This window comes from Burkholderia sp. AU16741 (assembly GCF_002223345.1).
Taxonomy (GTDB): domain Bacteria; phylum Pseudomonadota; class Gammaproteobacteria; order Burkholderiales; family Burkholderiaceae; genus Burkholderia; species Burkholderia sola.
On sequence record NZ_NKEZ01000008.1, the window covers coordinates 1,358,768 to 1,380,625 of the forward strand.

10 protein-coding genes and 1 pseudogene are annotated in these 21,858 nt (G+C 68.0%); 8 read left to right on the forward strand and 3 right to left on the reverse strand.

Annotation, left to right across the window (positions count from 1 at the left end; translation table 11 throughout):
* The first annotated feature begins 87 nt into the window (after window positions 1-87).
* From CFB89_RS26550 to CFB89_RS26580, 7 genes are all read left to right on the forward strand, one after another.
* Entirely contained in the window at window positions 88-1,809 is a 1,722-nt protein-coding gene (locus CFB89_RS26550) for a methanol/ethanol family PQQ-dependent dehydrogenase (protein ID WP_089470438.1), read from the forward strand.
* 80 nt (window positions 1,810-1,889) lie between these two features.
* The gene (locus tag CFB89_RS26555) at window positions 1,890-3,095 is read left to right on the forward strand and encodes a c-type cytochrome (protein WP_089470439.1); all 1,206 of its coding nucleotides are present in this window, start codon (window positions 1,890-1,892) and stop codon (window positions 3,093-3,095) included.
* 103 nt (window positions 3,096-3,198) lie between these two features.
* Window positions 3,199-3,513 carry a high-potential iron-sulfur protein gene (locus tag CFB89_RS26560; protein ID WP_089470440.1) on the forward strand — a complete coding sequence of 105 codons (315 nt, stop codon included), beginning with the start codon at window positions 3,199-3,201 and terminating at the stop codon, window positions 3,511-3,513.
* Window positions 3,497-5,377 carry a sigma-70 family RNA polymerase sigma factor gene (locus CFB89_RS26565; protein WP_089470441.1) on the forward strand — a complete coding sequence of 627 codons (1,881 nt, stop codon included), beginning with the start codon at window positions 3,497-3,499 and terminating at the stop codon, window positions 5,375-5,377. Before CFB89_RS26560 ends, CFB89_RS26565 begins: the two co-directional genes overlap by 17 nt.
* A gap of 249 nt (window positions 5,378-5,626) precedes the next feature.
* Window positions 5,627-7,609, forward strand: a complete 1,983-nt coding sequence (acs, locus tag CFB89_RS26570; RefSeq protein ID WP_089470442.1) for an acetate--CoA ligase — start codon at window positions 5,627-5,629, stop codon at window positions 7,607-7,609.
* Between the two features lie 211 nt (window positions 7,610-7,820).
* A complete protein-coding gene (locus tag CFB89_RS26575) occupies window positions 7,821-8,891 on the forward strand; it encodes a porin (protein ID WP_089470443.1) in 1,071 nt (356 codons plus the stop codon).
* Between the two features lie 250 nt (window positions 8,892-9,141).
* Window positions 9,142-10,548 carry a methyl-accepting chemotaxis protein gene (locus tag CFB89_RS26580; RefSeq protein WP_089470444.1) on the forward strand — a complete coding sequence of 469 codons (1,407 nt, stop codon included), beginning with the start codon at window positions 9,142-9,144 and terminating at the stop codon, window positions 10,546-10,548.
* Window positions 10,549-10,570: 22 nt separating this feature from the next.
* On the opposite strand, the gene pbpC is transcribed toward CFB89_RS26580, so the two are convergent.
* Together pbpC and CFB89_RS26590 are read right to left on the reverse strand one after the other, a co-directional pair.
* Entirely contained in the window at window positions 10,571-12,994 is a 2,424-nt protein-coding gene (gene pbpC / locus CFB89_RS26585; RefSeq protein ID WP_089470445.1) for a penicillin-binding protein 1C, read from the reverse strand.
* Between the two features lie 54 nt (window positions 12,995-13,048).
* Window positions 13,049-19,042 carry an MG2 domain-containing protein gene (locus tag CFB89_RS26590; RefSeq protein WP_089470446.1) on the reverse strand — a complete coding sequence of 1,998 codons (5,994 nt, stop codon included), beginning with the start codon at window positions 19,040-19,042 and terminating at the stop codon, window positions 13,049-13,051.
* Between the two features lie 291 nt (window positions 19,043-19,333).
* Here CFB89_RS26590 and CFB89_RS26595 point away from each other — a divergent pair.
* Window positions 19,334-20,602, forward strand: a pseudogene (locus CFB89_RS26595) (lipoprotein-releasing ABC transporter permease subunit).
* Between the two features lie 26 nt (window positions 20,603-20,628).
* Here CFB89_RS26595 and CFB89_RS26600 read toward each other — a convergent pair.
* Complete coding sequence (locus tag CFB89_RS26600) at window positions 20,629-21,441, reverse strand: hypothetical protein (protein WP_089470447.1); 813 nt, start codon at window positions 21,439-21,441, stop codon at window positions 20,629-20,631.
* Window positions 21,442-21,858: the final 417 nt, after the last annotated feature.

Sequence of the window (21,858 nt, forward strand, 5' to 3'; positions counted from 1 at the left end):
GGGCAGTGCACTCGGCCCGGAACCCCAACCGTGCCGGCGCGACGAATCGCTCGCGGCGGTGCGACCACAATGACTCAGGAGACAACCATGAAGAAACTCTCGGCTTCAGCGAGCCGGCTGGCGACGATCGGCATCGCGGTGGCAGCCGCCGTCGCGCTGAACCCCGGCCTCGTCGAAGCGGCCGCGGACTACCCGGCCGTGACCTACCAGCGCCTGACCGATGCGCACGGCGATCCGGGCTGGCTGACCTACTACCGCACCTACGACGGCCGCTCGCATTCGCCGCTCAAGCAGATCGACACGTCGAACGCGAAGGATCTCAAGCAGGTGTGGGCGTACAAGTTCCCGGCCGACCTGAAGCAGGGCTTCGAGGCGACGCCGATCGTCAACGGCAACTACCTGTTCGTGACGACGCCGAAGGACAACGTCTACGCATTCGATGCGAAGACCGGCAAGCAGCTGTGGAAATACGAGCCGAAGCTCGGCGCGGCCTCGTTCAAGACCGCGTGCTGCGACGTCGTCAACCGCGGCGTCGCGCTCTACGGCAAGAACGTCTACATCGCGATGCTGAGCGGCGAAGTCGCGGCGCTCGACGCGCAGACCGGCACTCTCGTGTGGAAGAAGCAGATGTTCGAGCCGGGCCTCGGCTACGCGTTCTCGCTCGCGCCGCTCGCGATCGACGGCGCGATCGTCGTCGGCACGTCCGGCGGCGAATACGGGATTCGCGGCTACATCGCCGCGCTGAATCCGGAGGACGGCTCGCAGGTCTGGAAACGCTACACGATCCCGGCCGCCGGCGAAAAGGGCGCGGAAACCTGGCCCGACGGCATGCAAAGCCACGGCGGCGGCGCCGCGTGGCTCACCGGCACGTACGACGCCGCGTCGCGCACGCTGTACTGGGGCGTCGGCAACCCCGGCCCGTGGCTCGCGGCGCTGCGCCCCGGCGACAACCTGTATTCCGACTCGCTGCTCGCGCTCGATGCGAAGAGCGGCAACCTGAAGTGGCACTACCAGTACACGAACAACGACACGTGGGACTACGACGGCGTGAACGCGGCCGTCCTCGCGGACATCAAGTACAAGGGCAAGGACTACGACGCGATCATTCACGCGGACCGCAACGGCTTCTTCCATGCGATCGACCGCACGACCGGCAAGCTGATCTACGCGACGCCGTTCGTGAAGGCATTGTCGGTCACCGGCTACACGGAAGACGGCAAGCCGATCCAGGACGCATCGAAGTTCCCGAAGGCCGGCACGACGATCGAAACGTGCCCGAGCTTCCTCGGCGGCAAGAACTGGTGGTCGATCTCGTACGACCAGGAACGCAACATCGCGGTCGTGCCCGCGCTGCATGCGTGCATGAGCCTGACCGGCAAGTCGGTCAGCTACATGGAAGGGCTGCCGTATCTCGGCGAAGGCTTCGAGATCAAGCCCGAACCGGGCAGCGAAGGCTACGGCGAATTGACGGCCATCGACGTGAACACCGGCAAGAAGCTGTGGAGCCACTGGTCGAAGAAGCCGTGGAACGGCGGCGTCGCGACCACGGCGAGCGGCCTCGCGTTCAGCGGCTCGCTCGACGGCCACCTGTACGCGTTCGATACGGCGACCGGCAAGGTGCTGTGGGAAAGCCCGCAACTGGCGAGCGGCATCATTTCGCAGCCGTCGGTGTACGAGGTCGACGGCAAGGAGTATGTCGCCGTGCTCGCCGGCTATGGCGGCGCGAACCCGATCTGGGGCGGCCCGATGGCGGACATCGCGAAGGACGTTCCGCGCGGCGGCACGCTCTACGTATTCGCGCTGAACTGAACCGGCGCCACGCCCGAGTCGCGCCCGCATGCGCCCGATGCGGGCGCGACGCCCCACCCGCTTCAACCGGACACACCACCATGAATACTCGCCTCACTTCCGTTACCGTCGCCAGTCTGCTCGCCGTGGGCGTGGCGCTGACACCGGCAGCCGCGTCGGCCGGCGTGCGCGTCTGCACGCTGCCCGGCAGCCCGACCACCGCGCTCGACCGCACCGTTGCGCGCGAAGTGTTCCGCACCGCGGGCATCGCCGCGACCTTCAACGCACGCGGCGTCGACGACAACGGCGACGACGACGGCATCTCCGCCAGCGAGCTGACGAAATCGCTCGAACACGACTGCGACGTGATCGCCGGCTTCCCGCGTTCGGCGATCGCCGATGCGTCGGGATCGAAGATGTCGTTCTCGCAGGGCTATCTGCGCTCCGGCTACGTCAGCGTGTCGCTGCCCGATGCGCAAGCGCCGTCCGGCGCCAAGGAAACGATCGCGGCCACGTACGGCAGCCCGTCGCAACTGATCGCCGCGCAGCAGACGAACGCGCGCTTCGACCTCGAGAACACGAGCGAGAAAACGATCGGCGCGCTCGCCGCGGGGCGCGCGCAACGCGCGATCGTCTGGTATCCGAGCGTCGTCGCCTACGAGCGTGCCCATCCGAAACAGCGGTTCAAGGTCGCGGCGACTGCCTCGCCGTACTCCGACTGGCAACTGTCGTTCGCATTCGGGCCCGGCAAGGACGCGCTGCAAAAGCGCATCGACGCCACGCTGTCGCGGATGAGCGGCAACGGCCGTCTCGCGTCGCTCACGCGCGGCTGGACGCTTCCCGACGACATCGCGCAAGCCGCCGCCACGCGCGTGCCCGGCCGGTTTCTCGACGGCGCGATCGCATCCGCGCAGCGGCCGGCGAAGAGCGGCTTCGTCAAGGTTTCGACGAGCGAAGGCAGCGGCGTCCCGTCGTTCGACCAGGCGCAGGTGCAACACGGCAAGAAGCTCTACGGCGATGCGTGCGCGAAATGCCACGGCGACCAGCTCGAGGGCAATACCGCGCCCGCGCTGAGCGGGGAATCGTTCGCGCCCGAGGGCAAGTCGCACATCACGGTCGGCGGCATCTTCCTGTACATGTCGAGCAACATGCCGGCCGACCGACCCGGCAAGATGACCGCACAGGAATACGAGGACCTGATGGCGTTCCTGCTGTACTCGAACGGCTACGACGCGTCGCAGAGCAAGCTGACCGCCGAGATCGCCAACGCGTCGAAGGCGCCGCTCATCGCCGGGCCGCGCAAGTAACTTTCCCGCCCGCTTCCGTTTCGGTCGACCGCCGCGCCGGGCAGCCCGCCCGGCGTGCGGGCCCCGCTTTTTCCTTTCGTTTCATTTCATTCAGGACGACATCATGATCTCCCGCCCTCGCAGAACCTTCTTCGTGCAGGCCGCCGGCCTGTGCGCCGCGCTCGCGGCCGGCACGCGCGCATTCGCGGCCGCCCCGCCGGTCGACGAAAACGACGCGACGGCGAAGACGCTCGGCTACCGCGCAAAGGCCACGACCGTCGACGCGGGCAAGTTCCCGAAGTATCAGGCCGGCCAGACGTGTTCGAACTGCCGCTTCTACAAGGCTGCCGCGGGCGAATCCGTCGGCACGTGCCCAATGTTCGCGGGCAAGACGGTTGCCGCCGAAGGCTGGTGCAACGTCTATGCCAAGCTCGCTTGATGCCGGGCCCGCCCGCGAGCGCGACGACGCGTCGCATCGCGGCGCGGATGCCGAACGTGCGGTGCATCTGCATGCGCTAATCGCGCTAGGCATCGACCGCGGATACGTGACGCACGGCGAAATCGCCGATGCGTTGCCCGACGAGACGGTCGAACGCGCGGATGTCGACGCAGCCGCGTCGACGCTGCGCGAGTTCGGCATCGACGTACGCGAGCATGCCGGCGAGCACACCACGTGGACGCTCGACCGTCATTTTGCGCAGATGTCGGAAGTCGCGGCGCCGCTCGCCGACGCGTCGACGCCGCTCGCGACCGACGACTTGCTCGCGGGCCGGACCAACGATCCGGTCCGGCTCTATCTGCGGGAAATGAGCGCGACACCGCTGCTCGAACGCGACGAGGAGATCGCGCTCGCGCTTCGTCTGGAAAGCGGTCGTGCCGCATGCATCGACGCATTGAGCCGCGACCCGGCGGCGCTCGCCGCCGTCGCCGCGATCGCGGACGACATCCGTGCCGGCAAGGTGGCGGCGTCGGTTTACGTGACGGGGCTGACCGGCGATATCGAATCGCCTGCCGGCGCGCCGACGGTGTTGCCCGACGATCCGGCCACGGAATCGCCGGCGCCGGACGATACGGCGGGCCCTTCCGTCGACGGCGCCGCGTGGCGCGATACGGTGGTCGAGGCGCTCGAGCGCGCCGGTGCGCTGGCGCCGGCCATGCAGCATGCATTGCACGCGGACGGCTTCGCGTCGGCCGCTTGCCGGGCGCTGCTGCGCGAAGCGGCCGCGTCGACCGGCACCGTCCGCTTCACGTCGCGCGCAATCGAACGCATCGGGCAGGCGAACCGCGAGCGCGCGACCCAGGCGCGCACGTTCGAAAAGCGGCTCGTCGACACGCTGGCCGCCTCGGGCATCCGTACGGATTCCGCGCGCCACGACCTCTTCACGCCGTGCGACGACGTATACGCATGGCTGCACGCATGCAGCGTCGCGCACCCCGACTGCGCCGCCGCCCTCGCCCGCCATGCGCCGGCGCTGATCGACGCGCGCAGCGCACTCGCGCGCGTCGCCGCTCAGTCGCCGTTGCCGCTCGACATCGCGATCGCGCTCGACGCACGGTGCGCGCGTATCGAGCGGGCGATGCAACCCGCGAGAACCAAGCTGTTCCAGAGCAACCTTCGGCTCGTCGTGTCGGTCGCCAAACGCTATGCCGATCGCGGCCTGCCGTTCTCCGACCTGATCCAGGAAGGCAATATCGGCCTGATGAAGGCCGTCGATCGCTACGATCACCGGCGCGGCTTCAAATTCTCGACCTATGCGACGTGGTGGATCCGGCAGGCGATCACCCATGCGCTCGCCGACCTGGGCCGCACGATACGCGTGCCCGCGCATACGGTCGATGCGCTCAACAAGCTGTCGCGGCTCGCGCGCATCCATCGGCAACGAACCGGCGACGTCGCCGACGCGCGGGCGCTTTCGGCGCAGATGCGGCTGCCGGTCGACAAGGTGCGCGAGCTGATGGGCATCGTGCGCGAACCGATCTCGGCCGACCTGCCGGTTTCGCCCGATCACGACCTCACTCTGTGCGACGTCACGATCGACGCCGACGCACCGACGCCGGAAGAAGCCGCGAGCGCCGGCCAGTTGCGCACCGCGGTCACGGCGCTGATCGATTGCCTCCCCGCCCGCGAAGCGTGGATTCTTCGCCTGCGATACGGGATCGACGTCGACAACGAGTATTCGCTGCGCGAGATCGGCCGGCAACTGAACCTGTCGGCCGAACGCGTTCGTCAGCTCGAGGTATCGGCGCTCGAACGCATCCGGCAATTCAGGCACGCACCGGCGCTGCGCTCGCTGCTCGCCTGATGCGGCCGTGCCGGCCGGCCATCTTCCGGCCCGGACGCGGACTGCTCAGGACTGCAACACGATCTGCTGCATTTCTGAACGCCGCACGGCATCGTCCCGCCACCACGACGCAGCCGCGCCGATCGGATTGGGCGCCCTATGCCCGGCTGCCGCGGATTTCACTGCAGGCATGCACCGGTCGCGCAACTGGCACGCATGTTGCATTTTCATGAGCACCGTCAGGAATTACACGAACGCAGGGAGACACGCTTGTCCAAGATTGAATCGGTTCTTCACGAAACCCGTCAGTTCGCGCCGCCCGCGGCGCTCGAGAAGACGGCGACCATTTCCGGCATGCCGGCCTATCGCGCGCTCGTCGCCGAGGCCGAGCAGGATTACGAAGGCTTCTGGGCGCGTCTCGCGCGCGAAGGCCTCACGTGGCGCAAGCCGTTCACCCAGGTGCTCGACGAGAGCAACGCGCCGTTCTACAAGTGGTTCGACGACGGCGAACTGAACGCGTCGTACAACTGCCTCGACCGCCACGTCGAAGCCGGCAACGGCGAGCGCGTCGCGGTGATCTTCGAGGCCGACGACGGCACCGTCACCCGCGTGACCTATGCGGATCTTCTCGCGCGCGTGTCGCGCTTCGCCAATGCGCTGAAGAAACGCGGGATCGGCAAGGGCGACCGCGTCGTCATCTATATCCCGATGTCGATCGAAGGCATCGTCGCGATGCAGGCCTGCGCGCGCATCGGCGCGACGCACTCGGTCGTGTTCGGCGGCTTCTCCGCGAAATCGCTGAACGAGCGGCTCGTCGACGTCGGCGCGGTCGCGCTGGTCACCGCCGACGAGCAGGCCCGCGGCGGCAAGACGCTGCCGCTCAAGAGCATCGCCGACGAGGCGATCGCGCTAGGCGGCTGCGAAGCGGTCAAGAGCGTGATCGTCTATCGCCGCACCGGCGGCAAGATCGACTGGCATGCGGATCGCGATCTCTGGATGCACGAGCTCACGGACGGCGAATCCGACACGTGCGAGCCGACCTGGGTCGGCGCCGAGCATCCGCTGTTCATCCTGTATACGTCGGGCTCGACCGGCAAGCCCAAGGGCGTGCAGCACAGCACCGGCGGCTACCTGCTGTGGGCCGCGCAGACGATGAAGTGGACCTTCGACTGGAAACCCGACGACGTGTTCTGGTGCACGGCCGACATCGGCTGGGTCACGGGCCACACGTACATCACCTACGGCCCGCTTGCCTGCGGCGGCACGCAGGTCGTGTTCGAGGGCGTGCCGACCTATCCGGACGCCGGCCGCTTCTGGAAGATGATCGGCGATCACAAGGTCACCGTGTTCTACACCGCGCCGACCGCGATCCGTTCGCTGATCAAGGCCGCCGAAGCCGACGACAAGGTCCATCCGAAGAGTTATGACCTGTCGAGCCTGCGCATCATCGGCACGGTCGGCGAACCGATCAATCCGGAAGCGTGGATGTGGTACCACAAGCACGTCGGCCACGAACGCTGCCCGATCGTCGACACGTGGTGGCAGACCGAAACCGGCGGCCACATGATCACGCCGCTGCCGGGCGCGACGCCGACCGTGCCGGGTTCCTGCACCCTGCCACTGCCGGGCATCACGGCCGCGGTGGTCGATGAGACCGGCCAGGACGTGCCGAACGGGCAAGGCGGGATTCTCGTCGTCAAGCGTCCGTGGCCGGCGATGATCCGCACGATCTGGGGCGACCCGGAGCGTTTCAAGAAGAGCTATTACCCGGAAGAACTCGGCGGCACGCTGTATCTGGCCGGCGACGGCACCGTGCGCGACAAGGAGACCGGCTACTTCACGATCATGGGCCGGATCGACGACGTGCTGAACGTGTCGGGCCACCGGCTCGGCACGATGGAGATCGAATCGGCGCTGGTGTCGCACGAGCTGGTGGCCGAAGCGGCGGTGGTGGGCCGTCCGGACGACACGACGGGTGAAGCGGTCGTGGCGTTCGTGGTGCTGAAGCGCGCGCGCCCGGAAGGCGACGAAGCGGCGGCGCTCGCGAAGACGCTGCGCGACTGGGTCGGCAAGCAGATCGGGCCGATCGCGAAGCCGAAGGACATCCGCTTCGGCGACAACCTGCCGAAGACGCGCTCGGGCAAGATTATGCGGCGCCTGTTGCGCTCGCTCGCGAAGGGCGAGGCGATCACGCAGGATACGTCCACGCTCGAGAATCCGGCCATCCTCGAGCAATTGAACCGCTCGATGTGACATCGCCCGCCACGGCGGGCCTATCGCTTCACCGCGGCGCCGAAGCACGACCGCCCGCCTCTCACACCAGGCTCGCGGTCGCTTCGGCGCCGGCGACAAGCATCGCCGTGCGTTCCCCGACGGCACGGCATGCAGGCGGCTCGCATCGCTTCCGCCATTGCATTTTTAATTAGTCATACGCATTACAACACTCACAAAACGGAGACAGACGATGAAGGGAATGACACGGACGATGTGCGCGGCGCTGCTTGGCGCGGCCGCCAGCACGAGCAGCTTCGCGCAGAGCAGCGTCACGCTGTACGGCGATCTCGATGCCGCATTGCTCTATACGAGCCGGTCGCTCGATTCGGCGACCGGCGGCAACGCCGGCCGCCAGTTCGCGCTGACCGACACCGGCATGACGCCGACCAACTTCGGCATCACGGGCACCGAGGATCTCGGCGGCGGGCTGCACGCGAGATTCAAGCTGGAAAGCGGCTTCAACATCACGGACGGCGCGTTCGGCCATTCGAACGGCAACTTCTTCGGCCGCCAGGCGTGGGTCGGGATCGACGGCGGCTTCGGCGAAACGAAGGTCGGCCTGCAGTTCTCGCCGTTCGTGCTCGCGATCCTCGGATCGGATCCGCGCAACGTCTCGCACTTCGGCGCGGCGCTGGTGCCGTATGTCGACAACGTGCTCGTCACGGGCCTCTTCAACCCGAACGCGATTTCGTACACGAGCCCGACGATCGCCGGGCTGACGGCCAGCGCGATGTTCGGCTTCGGCGGGAAGGCCGGCGACTTCCAGGCGGGACGCCAGTATTCCGGCAGCCTCACCTATACGAACGGCGGCTTCATGCTCAACGCGGCGCTCTACGACGGCAACGGCGGCACGTCGCCGACGCCGGTTGCGAGCACGGTCGCGTTCGTCGGCCGCACGATCGGCGCCGCCTATACGTTCGGGCCGGTGACCGGCAAGGCGTCGTTCACGAGCTACAAGGTCGCCGGCTCGTTCAGCAACGACGTGTATAGCGCCGGCCTCGATTACCGCGTCACGCCGGCCCTCGACCTGAACACCGGCGCGTGGTACACCACCGACCGCAACGATTCGCACAATCATTCGCTGCTCGCCGCGATCGGCGCCGACTACAGCCTGTCGAAACGAACGGGCCTGTATGCGCAGGTCGGCGTGGTCAACAACCACGGCGCGATGAATACGGGCCTCGGCATCACGGGCGGCGCGTTGTACGGGTTGCCGGGCACGACGGTCGGCGTCAACGCCGGCATCCATCACGTGTTCTGATACAGCCGCCGAGGACGGGCGAGTGCCACGCGCCGCCCGTCCGGACACGGAAACGACGCATAAACGTCGCGCAGACGTCATGCGAACGTCACGCACACGCGCCCCACCCGGCTCCGGCCCGGCCCTCCGGCGCACCGATCTCGATGTTTACCCGACCTCAAGTCCGCGGCCGCGCGGCCGTCAAGTCAGGAACGCATGCGCAACATCCGCCGGGAACCCGGCGCGCATGCCCTCAAGGAGACCCACCAACGTGAACTTCTTCGGAATCGGCCGCCACCGCCGTTCGTCGCGCGCGCTCGTCGGCGACATCGCAGAGCAGGCCGGCAGGCTCGGCATCGAGATCTGCGACGTGTCGGGCCACGTCGAGGAAGTCGCGGCCCGCGTCGCCCGGCAGGCGGAGGTCTGCCACACGCTGCGCGAATCGGCCGCCCTCACGCTGCGCGGCAACCACCGGATCGCCGAGGCCGCGCAGCAGGTGCGCAACGTCAGCGCCAATGCGTCGAATGCGGTCCAGCAGTCGCAGCAGACGATCGAAGCGTCGCTCGCCGACATTCACGGGCTCGTCGAGGGCGTCACCACGATCGGCGACCAGATGGGCGCGCTGCGCGATGCGCTCGACCACGTGCGGGCGGTGTCCGAGGAGATTTCCGTCATCGCGCGCCAGACCCACCTGCTCGCGCTGAACGCCGCGATCGAGGCCGCGCGCGCCGGCGAGTCGGGCCGCAGCTTCGCGGTCGTCGCGGCCGAGGTCAAGAACCTGTCCGCGAAAACCGGACAGGCGACGGCCCAGATCGAGACGACGCTCGCGCGGCTCGCCGAGCAGACCGAACACCTGCTCGCGGAAGGCACCGACAACGCCGCCCGCGCGCATCGCGTGCGCGAGGGCACGCGCACGATCGGCGAGGTCGTGCACGCGACCGGGCACGCGATCACCGAACTTGCGGGCGAAGCCGAACAGATCGCGTCGTTGACGGACGAGATCGAGGCGCAGTGCCATCGTCTCGACGAGCAGGTCGGCGAGATGGCGTCCGGCGTCGAGAACTCGGCCGACAACTTCTCGCAGGCCAAGGACCGCCTCGGCAATCTGCTCTCCGTCTCCGAGACGCTGATCGAGCTCACCGCCGCGACCGGCATCGAATCGCCGGACACGCGCCTGATCGACACCGCGCGAAGCACGGCCGCCGCGATCAGCAAATGCTTCGAGGAGGCGATCGGCCGCGGCGACATCACGCTCGACGCGCTGTTCGACACGCACTACGAACCGATTCCGGGCACCGACCCGCAACAGTTCATGACGCGCTTCACGGCGTTCACCGATCGCGTGCTGCCGGCCATCCAGGAGCCGGTGCTCGACGTCGACGCACGCGTCGTCTATTGTGCGAGCTTCGACCGGCAGTGCTACCTGCCGACTCACAACCGAAAGTTTTCCCTGCCTCAGCGCGCGGACGCCGCGTGGAATGCGGCCAATTGCCGGAACCGCCGGATCTACACGGACCGCACGGCGCGCATGTCCGTGGCGCATGACAAGCCGTTCCTGCTGCAGACCTATCGCCGCGACATGGGCAACGGCCAGTTCGTGCTGATGAAGGACGTGTCCGCGCCGATCGTCGTCGGCGGACGGCCATGGGGTGTCCTGCGGATCGGCTACACCGTCTGAACCGGCGCGGGCGGGCCGCGCGTTACTGCTCCAGCCCCACGCCCAACGGCCGCTGATCGCTGCGGCCGTGATCGTCGACCACCCGCACCGTATAGCTGCCGGCCGTGCGCGGCTGCCAGAACAGCGTGTCGCCCGGCGCGCTGCGGCCAACATACGCATCGTTGACGAACCAGTACAGCGCATGCGCGCTCGCATCGGCGCTCGCGTTGAACGCGATGCGCGTGTCGTCGGTGCTTTTCACGCGCATCGCGTACGTACTGCCGCGCAGCGGCGACGTGATGCGCGGCGGGTCGCCTTCGACCTGCCCGGCATCGCGACAATCGGCATTCTGCGGCGGCCGCCGGCGCGGAATGCCGGCCTGCGCGAACACCTGCTGCAAATCCGACGGCCAGAACTCGAAGACCTCCGTATGCGTGCGCTTGCCGTCGTACGGCGGGCACGCGGCCTTCCCCGTCGCATCGTCGATCACGACGGGCCGGTGCACGGTGCTCACGCGAATCGGCGACGTGCCGGGGATGAACCACGTCCAGCCCTGCTGCGGACACCATTCGTTCGGCAAATCGCCGCTCGCGAGGCAGACGCGCACGCGCTTCAGTTTCGGCGGCACCGCGCGCGGCGGCTCGACGAGCGTGCGCTCCGCATTCATCGCATCGACGACCTGGAAGAACAGCGGCGCGGCCGCGTCGACACCGACGAACGCGGTATTGGTCGAATTGTCGAAATTGCCGACCCACACGACCAGCACGTACGGGCCGAACACGCCGGCCGTCCACGCATCGCGAAACGACCACGACGTGCCGGTTTTCCAGTACACGGGCACGCTCGACGGCTGCGCGCCGCTCGTCTCGTCGGGGCGCAGGTGCTGGCGCAGCATGTCCATCGTCATGTAGCTCGCTTCGGCGCTCAGCAGGCGCCGGCCGGGCAGCGCCGGTTCGTCCGCGCGCAGCCGCAGCGGGCGGAACTCGCCGCGGTTCGCGAGCATCGCATACAGCGCCGCGAGATCCTGCATCGTCACTTCGCCGCCGCCGAGCACGAGCGCGAGCCCGTAGTGCCGCGCGCTCGCGAGCCGGCGCACCCCGGCGTCCTGCAGGAACCGGTACAGGTCGGGCGACTTGAGCTGCGACGCGACCCACACGGCCGGCACGTTGCGGCTGCGGTTCAGCGCGTCGGTCGCCGTGATCGGGCCGAGGAAATGACCGTCGAAGTTCTCCGGCGCATACGGGCCGAACGACGTCGGCACGTCGCGCAGCACGGTCTGCGGATGCAGCACGCCCTGGTCGAAGCCGAGCGCATAGATGAACGGCTTGAGCGTCGAGCCCGGCGAGCGCCGCGCGAGCGTGCCGTTCACCTGCCCGTCGATCGTGCGGTCGAAGAAGTTCGCGGAGCCGACCAGCGCCTTCACGCCCATGTCGCGCGTATCGACGAGAATGGCCGCCGCGTTGCGCACGCCGCGCGTATCGTTGCGTGCGACGTAGCGTGAAATCTGCCGTTCGAGCGTACGTTGCAGGTCGAGATCGAGCGTCGTCGCGAGTCGCGCGCCGCCATCGCTGTCGCGGTTGCCATCGTCCGCCGCGCCGCCCGACGTCGTGCGCCACGCGCTGCGCGCGGCGAGCGCCTGGTCGACCGCATGCGGCGCATCGAACGGCAGCGCGGACAGCGGACGCATCGCGAGCGGCAACGCAAACAACGGCTCGAGCGACGCATCGCCCGGGTGCTTCGTCAGCCAGCGCGCATACAGCCGGTTGCGCGACACGGCCAGCGCACGATTGATCGCGTCCTGCCCGCCGCGCACGCGCCGCGCCGGATCTTGCGGAATCACCGCGAGCGCGAGCGCCTCGGGCAGCGTCAGCGCGTCCGGCATCCGGTCGAAATAGACGACGCTCGCGGTGCCCGCGCCTTCGACGTTGCGGCCGTACGGCGCGTCGTTCAGATACGCTTCGAGAATTTGCCGCTTCGAATAGAACAGTTCGAGCTGCACCGCGCGGGCGACCTGTTCGAGCTTGCCGGCCGGTGTGCGCGTGTTCAGCTTCCACAGCGAGCGCGCGAGCTGCATCGTCAGCGTCGAGCCGCCTTGCGGATTGCCGCCGCGCACGTAGGTGATCCACGCACCGCGCAAGAGCCCGTACGGATTGAAACCCGGATGCCACCGGAACCAGCGGTCCTCGTGCAGCATCACCGCTTCGACGAGTTGCGGCGACATCCGGTCGAGCGGCACCCACAGCCGGTAGCGATCGTCCTTCGCGAGCGTCAGGCGCAGCAGCCGGCCCTGCGCGTCCGTCACCGCGACCGACGACGGTTTCCAGTCGCGCAGCGGCGGATGCGGCCACAGCCGGCACGCGGCCAGCACGCCGAACACGAGCAGCGCGCCGACGAGCCAGTTCTGCCAGCGATGCAGCCAGCGGCCGGCGCCGTGCAGCGCGCGCTGGAGCACGGATGCGTCAGCCACGCCCGCTGGCGCCTGACGACGGCCGTGACCCGCAGCAGCGGTACGACCGCCCCGTCATCGCACGCGCTCCACCGTCAGCGCCGTGCCGCCCGGCGCCTGCGCCTGCACGCGGCGATCGTACATCGATTCGCCGTAGGCAGGCGGCGCAACGAAGCGGCCCGCGTTGCTCGCCTTGATCCGGTACACGAACTCGCGCACGTCGGTCGTCGCGGTGCCGTAGATCACCACGCGGTCCTCGCGGATATCGGCGAACTGCGGCTGCCACGTCGAGCCCTTCACGCCGATCGGCGAATGCCACGGCGCATCGGCCACCGGCGCCGACGCACTGTCGTCGCCGTTGCCGTCCTGCGTATCGGTCGCGGGCGGCGGCGCGATGACCGGATCGAAGCCACCCGGCAGCAGGTCGACGATCGCGACGTTGCCGACGTTCGCCGAACCGGTCGCGCGAATCTTCAGGTGCACGTCGATCTCCTGGCCGAGCGCGATCCTGGCAAGCGGCTTGCCGTCGGTATCCGTGTAGTCGCGCACGATCTCGAGCCCGTTCCTGATCGCCTTCGTCGACGTGCCGCGGTCATAGCCCGACTGGCTCGCGACCCACCATGCCGGCAGCGCGCTGCCGTTCACGAAGTCGACGCGCGATGCGCCGGCCGCCCACGTGCCCGAGCGCACGAGGTTCGCCTGGATCGACGATACGTCCTTCGGCGCGGCGCCCGAGCGCACCTCGTTGATCGCGAGCCGGTCGAGCTGGCCCGCGTTCGACGCCGCATACGCGTCGAGCGCGAGAATCGTCATCGCCGACGACAGCGTGTTGTAGCGGTTGTCGACGAGCGGCGCGGCGAGGTTGTCCATCGCGCGTGGCGACAGCTTGCGCACGCGCTCCAGGAAGTGCTTCGCGAGCAGGTACAGCACGCTCGCATCGCGCGTCAGCGGGTCGATGTAGTAACCGGTCGAATAATCGCCGTCGGACGCGCGCTTGCGTTCGAGCAACGCCTGCGGCCCGGCGATCAGCGCGGCGGCCTCCTTGTCCTGCTTGAGCAACTGATACGACGCGGCGAGCCACGCCGCCGCGAGATCGTTGCGCCAGTCGTTCGGATAGGCCGCCTGCAGCCGCTTCTGCACGGCCGCGAGGCTGTTGGTCGTCACGTTGCCCTGGCGCGTGAGCAGATACACCGCGTACGCGCGCTGTCGCAGCAGATCGAGCGAGCCGAGCGAATCGTTCGCGGCGAGCCGCTGCAAGTACTGGTTGCCCGCGTCGAGCATGTCCTTCGGCACCGCGACGCCGCGCTCGCGCGCGTCGAGCAGCACGTGCATCGCATACGCGGACACGAACGGATCGGCATCGGGCGTCGCGCTCCACAGGCCGAAGCCGCCCTGCGCGTTCTGCCGGCCGCGCAGCACGCCGAGGAACTGCGCGATCGCGCTCGCGTTCGCCGCATCGACGCCGGCCTCGGGCGCATGCATCGCGCTCGTCAGCGCGCGCGCCGACAGCCATTTCGCCGCGAACACGCGCGGCACGGCCGCGCTCACCATCTGCTCGCTGCAGTAGTGGTCGAAGTTGACGAGATACGACGACAGCCCTTCGGACAGCACCAGCGGCGCCGTGGAAATACTCGCGTCGCGCGACGCATACGCGTCGTACATCGACCGCAGGTTCGGCGCGCTCGCCTTCTTGCCCGGGTCGAGCCGCGCGACGTCGAGCTGCGTGCGGAACGCGGCAGCCGGCCGCACGGACACGTCGACACGCTGCTGCGCGCCCTTCGCGCCGTAGCGCGCGCCGAACGACAGCGCGCCCGAGCCGAGCGTATCGGTCGCCTTCACGCGGAACAGCGCGACGCCTTCGTGCTGCGGCGCGAGCGCGACGTTCTGCGTCGCCGGCCCGATCACCTGCAACTGCGGGCCCGTCTTCAGCGTGACCGCCACCGGCACCGGCTGGTTGCCGACACCCGTCAGGTTATTCGCGACGCCGACGCTGACGTCGGCCTCGTCGCCCGGCGCGAGCGTCGTCGGCACGTTCGGCGACAGCACGAAATCGCCGCGCACCGTCGTCGCGCCTTCGAACGTGCCGACAAGATCCGGCGACACCGACACGGCCATCACGCGCAGCTTCCCGTTGAAGTAGTCCGGCACCGTATAGCTCAGGCGCGTGTCGCCGTTCACGTCGACGATCCCCGACCAGTAGACGACCGGCTTGTCGCGCTTGCGCTTGAACGGGTTCAACTGGCGGCCGATCGCGTCGTCGGCGTCGCCGCCGGGCGCGGCCATCGCCATCAGCTTCTCGAAGTCCGGCAGGATCAGGTCGAGGATCTGCGACGTGCCGACTTCGAGCATCCGCTTGCGGAAGAAGAACTTCAGCGGATCGCCGAGCTTGTAGCGCGCGACCTGCAGGATGCCCTCGTCGACCGCGAACACCACGACCTTCGCGGGCTTCGCGGAATGCACGGTGAAGTTGACGGTATCGCCCGGCTTCACGAGCGCCGGCGCATCGACGCTCACCGCGTTGCGGCGCGCATCGAGGTTCACCGAGAACGGCACGACGCCGTAGCTCAGCGGGCTCATGAAGATCTCGTCCGACGACGGGTCACGAATGTACTGCACGTTGATGTAGCCGTTACCTTCGAAGCCGGCCGGCACCGTGATGTGCTGGATCGAGCTCGTCGTATCCGCATGGAACCACGCGTGCGCATACACCTTGTCGCGCTCGATCGTGATCAGGCCGCTGCCCGCGTAAGGTGCGCGGATCGCGATTTCCACCTGCTCGCCCGGCTTGAAGTCGTGCTTTGAGAGGCTTACTTGAAGCTCCGCGTTGCGGTCGAGCGAACGCGTGACGTTCGCGTCGCCGGTGACCGAATACTCGATCCGGTTCACCGCGGCGCCGGCCGCATTGCGGATCACGAGCGCGTAGCTGCCCGGCTTGTCGGTGCGCAGCGCGTAGTCGAGCCCGGCTGCCGGAATCGACAGCGGCTTCTCGTCGACCGGCACTTCCTTCAGCCGCGAATCGTATTTGTACGCGCCGGAATCCTGTTTGGTCAGCACCGACACGTAACGCTGCTCGACGAGTTGCGCGCGCAGGTCCTTCACGTCGATCGCCTTCGCGCCCGGATCGATCGCGACGAGCCGCACCGTGCGCGGGCTGCCGCGCTTCACGTAGCCGAGATCGTCGACCGACTTGTAGCCGACGAGCCAGTCGTTGTTCGACACGAGCGTCTGCGCGTTCGCGGCGACGTTGCGGCCGCCTTCCGCTTCATACGCCTTCGCCTGGAAGTAGAGCTGGTAGGTCGCGTCCGCGTATTTGTCGAGATCGAGATCGAATTCGGCATGGCCCTTGTCGTCGGTCGTGCCGTCCTGCAACGTGGTCGTATAGCCCTCCTTCGCGCGGCGTGCGTCGAAGAAGTGATAACCCTGCCAGCTGCGGAACGACGGCCACACGGGGCGCAGCGTCAGCGTGGCCGCGACGCGGCGCTTCTCGGCCGGCGTGCCGAACAGGTTCTGCGCATCGACGATGCCCTTCAACCCCTTCGGCTTCACCCACCCTTCGACGACCTGCTGCGACAGCTTCGCGTCGACCTTCATCCGGTCGGGCAGGAACTCCTTCACCTGCACCGTCGTGCTGCCGATCGGCTCGGCGCCCGGCTGGCCGTCCTTGACGATGTAAAGGTTGACCGTCCACGTACCGGTGGGCGCCGTTTCGGCGGTCGTGTAGCCGAGCTCGGTGAAACCGGTCGCGTCGACCGTCACCGGCTTGCGCTCGACGGTCATCCCGCGCGGGTCGACGATCTCCGCCTGCAGCGGCACGCCGGCCGGGCTGCGCGCCCAATTGGCCGCGCGCACGATCAGGCCGATGTGGAACGGATCGCCGGGCCGGTACAGGCCGCGATCCGAGAACAGGTACGCGGACAGTTGCCCCTGGCCCGTCGCGTTCCGTTCGCCGTCCACGTCGAAGCGCGAGAAGTCGAGCTGCCGGTCGCGGCCGGCCACCGGCAGGAACGACAGATCGGTGTCCTTCTTCACGACGTACAGTTGCGGCCGCTTCTCGCGGTCGAGCCCCTTGAACGCGGGGAAATGCACCACGCCGTCGGCGCCGGTGGTCTGCGTGAACAGCGCCTGCCCGTTCACCGCGAGCACCGATACCGTTGCGCCCGCAGCCGGCTTGCCCGTGCGGATCGACTGGATGAACACGTCCTGGCTGCCGTCCAGCGCCTTCTTGACCAGCATCCCGAGATCGGTCACGACGATCAGGCGCGTGTCGCCGAGCGCGTTGTCGCCGTCGTCGCCGTTGCCGCTGCTATCGCCCGAATCGGCGTTGTCGGACGAATCCTGGCTGCCGTCGCCGGACGATGCATCGCCATCTTTCGCGTCGTCGGCCTTCTTCTCGGCCGCCGGATCATACTTCGACAGGTGCAGCAGGAACACGCCGCGCTTGTCGCCTTTCAGGTACTGACCGAGATCGACGCCTTCGTAATGCGCCTTGCCGGGGTCGCCGGCCGGAAACGCGCGAGTCTGCACGAAGCGCTCGACGATGTGATCCTCGCTGAACGAATACGACAGTTCGGGCCGCGCGTACGTGCCGTTGTTGAAGCTCACGAGATGCTGGATCTGGTCGGGCAGCACGCGGCCGATCTCGACCTTCATGCCCGGCAGGTTGCGCGACACGACCGACAGCCGCTTGCTGCCGCTCATCGACAGCAGCGAGCCGTCGGCCATGAAGCGCAGCAGCTTCGGATAGTCGGGCACCGTAAACGCGGTCGTCGCCGCCTCGGCGAGCAGGTAGCCGCCCGCCGATTTCAGGTTGCCCTCGATTCGCACGACGATACGATCGCCCGGCGTCGCGTGATACTTGAAGCTTTGCAGCGTCGCGTAGTCGTTCTCGGTGGGCACCGCTTCGAGCGGCAGCGGCTTCGACTGCTTCAACACCGCGTCGCTGACGTCGGCCAGGTTCCATTCGTACGGCGGATCGTCGTCCGACTGATCGACGCCCGGCTTGCGCTTCGGCAACACCCACGCCTTCGCGCGCGCGGCCAGCTCGGCGCTGCGCACGCCGTCGGACGCTTCGGCGACGAGCACCTGCTCCGGCTCGTAGCGCTCGTTGTCGACCAGGGTCGGCGCGATATTGCCGATCGACAGGCTGTACAGCCCCGGCACGCCGACCGACGCATGCAGCACGTCCGGCGTGCCGTTGCCGCCGCGCGCGCTCTTCACGCCCTTGTCGACGTCGAGCCGCACCGTCAGCGGATCGCGCGGAATCTCGAGCGGCTGCGAGTAGACCCACGCGCTCGTCTTCATCTTGTCGTAGTTGACCGTATAGCGCAGCGGCGACACGGTCTTGCCGTCGCGGCCGACCAGCACCAGGCCGATGCGCTTCTCGAACTCGGCCGGATCGACCGGGTAGTTGAAGCGCAACTGCAGCAGCGCCTGCTTCTCCGCCGGATTGTCGGGGTTCTGGTAGAACTGGTTGTCGCCGAACGCCGCGGCGAACGCCGGCACGTCGAACGCGAAACGGTCGTCGCGCATCGTCACCTGCGGCGCGAACACGCGATGCACGGCAAAGCGCACCTCGACGTGCGCGCCGACCGGCCAGTCGGCCGCCGGCGTGAAGCGCAGCGTCTTGTCGTCGGCCCACTCCCACGCGCCCTTCAGCGCGGGCGTCATCTCGATGCCGTCGCCGGCCGGCTTGCCGACCTGTTCGATCGGCGCGGCCGATCGAGAGAACGCCACTTCGAGCGGATGCACGGTGATCTTCGGCTTGTCGGTGTCGTCGACCTCGTAGGTCGTGATCGCCGGCGCCTTCACGGTGAAGGTGACGGTTTCGGGCTCGGGCGGCTTCGGGCGATGCTTGAACCAGTAGCCGCCGTAACCGAGCGCGGCCGCGAGCAGCACGAGGCCGCCGGCATGCCACGGGCGGCGGCGCACGGCCGCGGCGGTGGCGCCCATCCACGCGGGCGCCGTCCACGACACGTCGCCGACCAGCGGCCGCAGCGCGCAGCCGAGCAGCCACCACACGAAGCCCGCCGCGCGAATCGGCAGGAGCAGCAGGAAACGCAGCAAATCCATTTTGTTATTTCCTTGTCAAGGACATGCTGCCCAAGCGGCAACCTTCCCCGAATCGTTATGGGTCTGTGACGGCGCGGCCCGGTTGCGCCGTGATGATTTGGTATGTTCGACCGGATGCTGGGCGCCATTATCGATCAGACCCGAAACGATGGAAATATCGGCGTGTCGCCGCGCAACGCCAGCCGACCGGCCGGTCGGATGGATTTCCACGGTTCCAGGCCCGCCGCCCGATCTCTGCGCATGGCCGCGCGGCGTTCGCTAGAATGCGCGGCTCGGCAGGATCGAATCGAAATGAAAGGAAACCGCTTGAAACTCCCGTTCGAATGGCAGATCGGGCTGCGCTACGCGCGCGGCGGCCGGCGCTCGGTGGGCGACGGCTTCGTGTCGTTCATCGCCGGCGCCGCGATGGCCGGCATCGCGCTCGGCGTGGCCGCGCTGATCGTCGTGCTGTCGGTGATGAACGGCTTTCGCACGGAGGTGCGCGACCGGATGCTGTCGGTGCTCGCGCACGTGGAAATCTTCTCGCCGTCGGGCGCAATGCCCGACTGGCGGCTGACCGCGCACGAATCGTTACAGAATGCTGCTGTGCGTGCCGTCGCACCCTATGTCGACGCGCAGGCGCTGCTGACGAACGCGGGCAACGTGACGGGCGTCGCGCTGCGCGGCATCGATCCGGTGCTCGAGCCGCGCGTGTCCGAGATCGCGCGCAAGCTGAAGACCGGACGCCTCGACGCGCTCGTGCCGGGCGAGATGGGCATCGTGCTCGGCGCCGCGCTCGCCGACGCGCTGCACGTGAAGATCGGCGACCGCATCACGTTCTTCGCGCCCGGCAATACCGCGCGCCCGGGCGACGCGCTGCCGCGGTTCCGCTAGTTCAACGTGGTCGGCACGTTCGAGTCGGGCCACTACCAGTACGACAGCGCGCTCGCCTACATCCACATCCGCGACGCGCAGCAACTGGCCAACGTGAGCGCGCCGACCGGCATCCGGCTGCGCATCGACGATCTGCAGCGCGCGCCGGAGATCGCGCTCGCGCTGTCGCGCACGCTGTCGGGCAACCTGTATATCCGCGACTGGACGCGGCAGAACCGCACGTGGTTCGAAGCCGAGCGGCTGCAGAAACGGATGCTGTCGCTGATCCTGATGCTGATCGTCGCGGTCGCCGCGTTCAATCTCGTGTCGTCGCTCGTAATGACGGTCACGCAGAAGCAGGGCGACATCGCGATCCTGCGCACGCTCGGCGCACCGCCCCGCTCGATCATGAAGATCTTCGCGATCCAGGGGATGACGATCGGCCTCGCCGGCACGCTGGCGGGCGTCGCGCTCGGCTGCGCGATCGCGGTGAGCATCCCGGTGGTGCTGCCGGCAATCGAGCAATTGCTCGGCATCCGCTTCCTGACGCCGTCCGTGTATTTCCTCAGCGCTTTACCGTCGAAGCTGTCCGCAACCGACGTGATCGAGATCGCGTCGGCCGCGTTCCTGATGTCGTGCGTCGCGACGCTGTACCCGAGCTGGCGCGCCGCGCGGGTGCGGCCGGCCGAGGCGCTGCGCGACGAGTAGGCGCGAGCAACCCGACCGGCGCGGCGTTACGCGATCTCGTGGAAGCCGACGCTGTTGCCGCCGTCCGGCGCGTAGCCGGCGAGCACGTCGAAGCCGACGTTGACCAGCTCCGTGCGCATGCCGTAGGACTTGTTGCCGGATGCGTCGACGAAAATCGCCGCGCCCGACGACAGCTGGCGCGCGGTGTTCAGCAGCGCCAGCGTGCCGCGCGCCGTGCCGGCCGACGCGTCGATCGTCAGCGTCGTGCCGTCCTGCGTGGTGAAGTGCCCGCCGGGCGGCACGGGCGGCGGGTTGTCCGCGACCGACCGGTTGAGCAGGCTCATGAAGTGAAAGCGCGCGTCGGCGCTCTGGCTCGCCGCCGCGCGATCGCTGTCCGTGAACGTGTCGCCGCGCACGGCCGCGCCTTGCGCGGCCAGGTCGACGGCCTGCTCGTGAAAATCGTGCGTCGCGCGCACGAGGCCGGCGTTCGAATTCAGCGTCGACTCGATCCATGCGCGGTCGCTCTCCGTCATCGTCTTCGACACGACCTTGATCCCGCCGTCGTCGGTCATGAAGTCGAACTGCGCATCGGCCAGATCCGGACGTTTCGCGACGATGTCCTGAAGGCTCGTCGCGAGCGCATCGGTCACGCCGCGCAGCTTCATCGTCAAATCGCCCACCATCGACAACTGTTTCGTCATCGCCGCCTGCATCGCCTCCGGATCGATCGCCCGGACACTGATTGGCGTGTCTGGTTGCGCGCCGGCCGCCGTCGTATCCGTCGTCTGGCGCCCGTCGAGCGCCGCCTGCGCCATTTGCGCGAGCGTAAGGCCGCCCGTCGCCGTAACCGGTATCGTCATTGCCCTCGTTCTCTCTCGTTGTGAGCCTGTTTTTTCCTGTTTACGGACGGATTGCCGGGAAGTTGAGCGCACATGCGCACCCATATCGAAACTTTGTTTGATTCAAGCTAAAAAAGTTTGACACGAACATTTCACTGAGATAACTTTTGCGCAAGCTTCCGGAAAGCAATCCGGCCAGCGTGCCGACTCGCGTCGCGCTTTCCTGCCGTTGCAGCACCGTCGTTCGCAACATTCCCGCCTCATCGCATCGTGCCGTTCCGTTTCATCCGAAACCTGAAGGAAGCCCGGGCATGCCCGCATTTGATTCGCACTCCTGCTTTCGCAGCGAACCGCCGCACTGACGATTCCCGTTCGGGGCGAGGCGCTCGCCTCGACGCCGGCCGGATGCGCGCCGCCTGACGCGCGCCGGCACCGGGC

Excerpts from the sequence above, each read along its gene's own strand:
- CFB89_RS26550 (WP_089470438.1), top strand. The coding sequence starts at position 88 with ATGAAGAAACTCTCGGCTTCAGCGAGCCGGCTGGCGACGATCGGCATC.
- CFB89_RS26555 (WP_089470439.1), top strand. The coding sequence starts at position 1,890 with ATGAATACTCGCCTCACTTCCGTTACCGTCGCCAGTCTGCTCGCCGTG.
- CFB89_RS26560 (WP_089470440.1), top strand. The coding sequence starts at position 3,199 with ATGATCTCCCGCCCTCGCAGAACCTTCTTCGTGCAGGCCGCCGGCCTG.
- CFB89_RS26565 (WP_089470441.1), top strand. The coding sequence starts at position 3,497 with ATGCCAAGCTCGCTTGATGCCGGGCCCGCCCGCGAGCGCGACGACGCG.
- CFB89_RS26575 (WP_089470443.1), top strand. The coding sequence starts at position 7,821 with ATGAAGGGAATGACACGGACGATGTGCGCGGCGCTGCTTGGCGCGGCC.
- CFB89_RS26590 (WP_089470446.1), bottom strand. The coding sequence starts at position 19,042 with ATGGATTTGCTGCGTTTCCTGCTGCTCCTGCCGATTCGCGCGGCGGGC.
- CFB89_RS26600 (WP_089470447.1), bottom strand. The coding sequence starts at position 21,441 with ATGACGATACCGGTTACGGCGACGGGCGGCCTTACGCTCGCGCAAATG.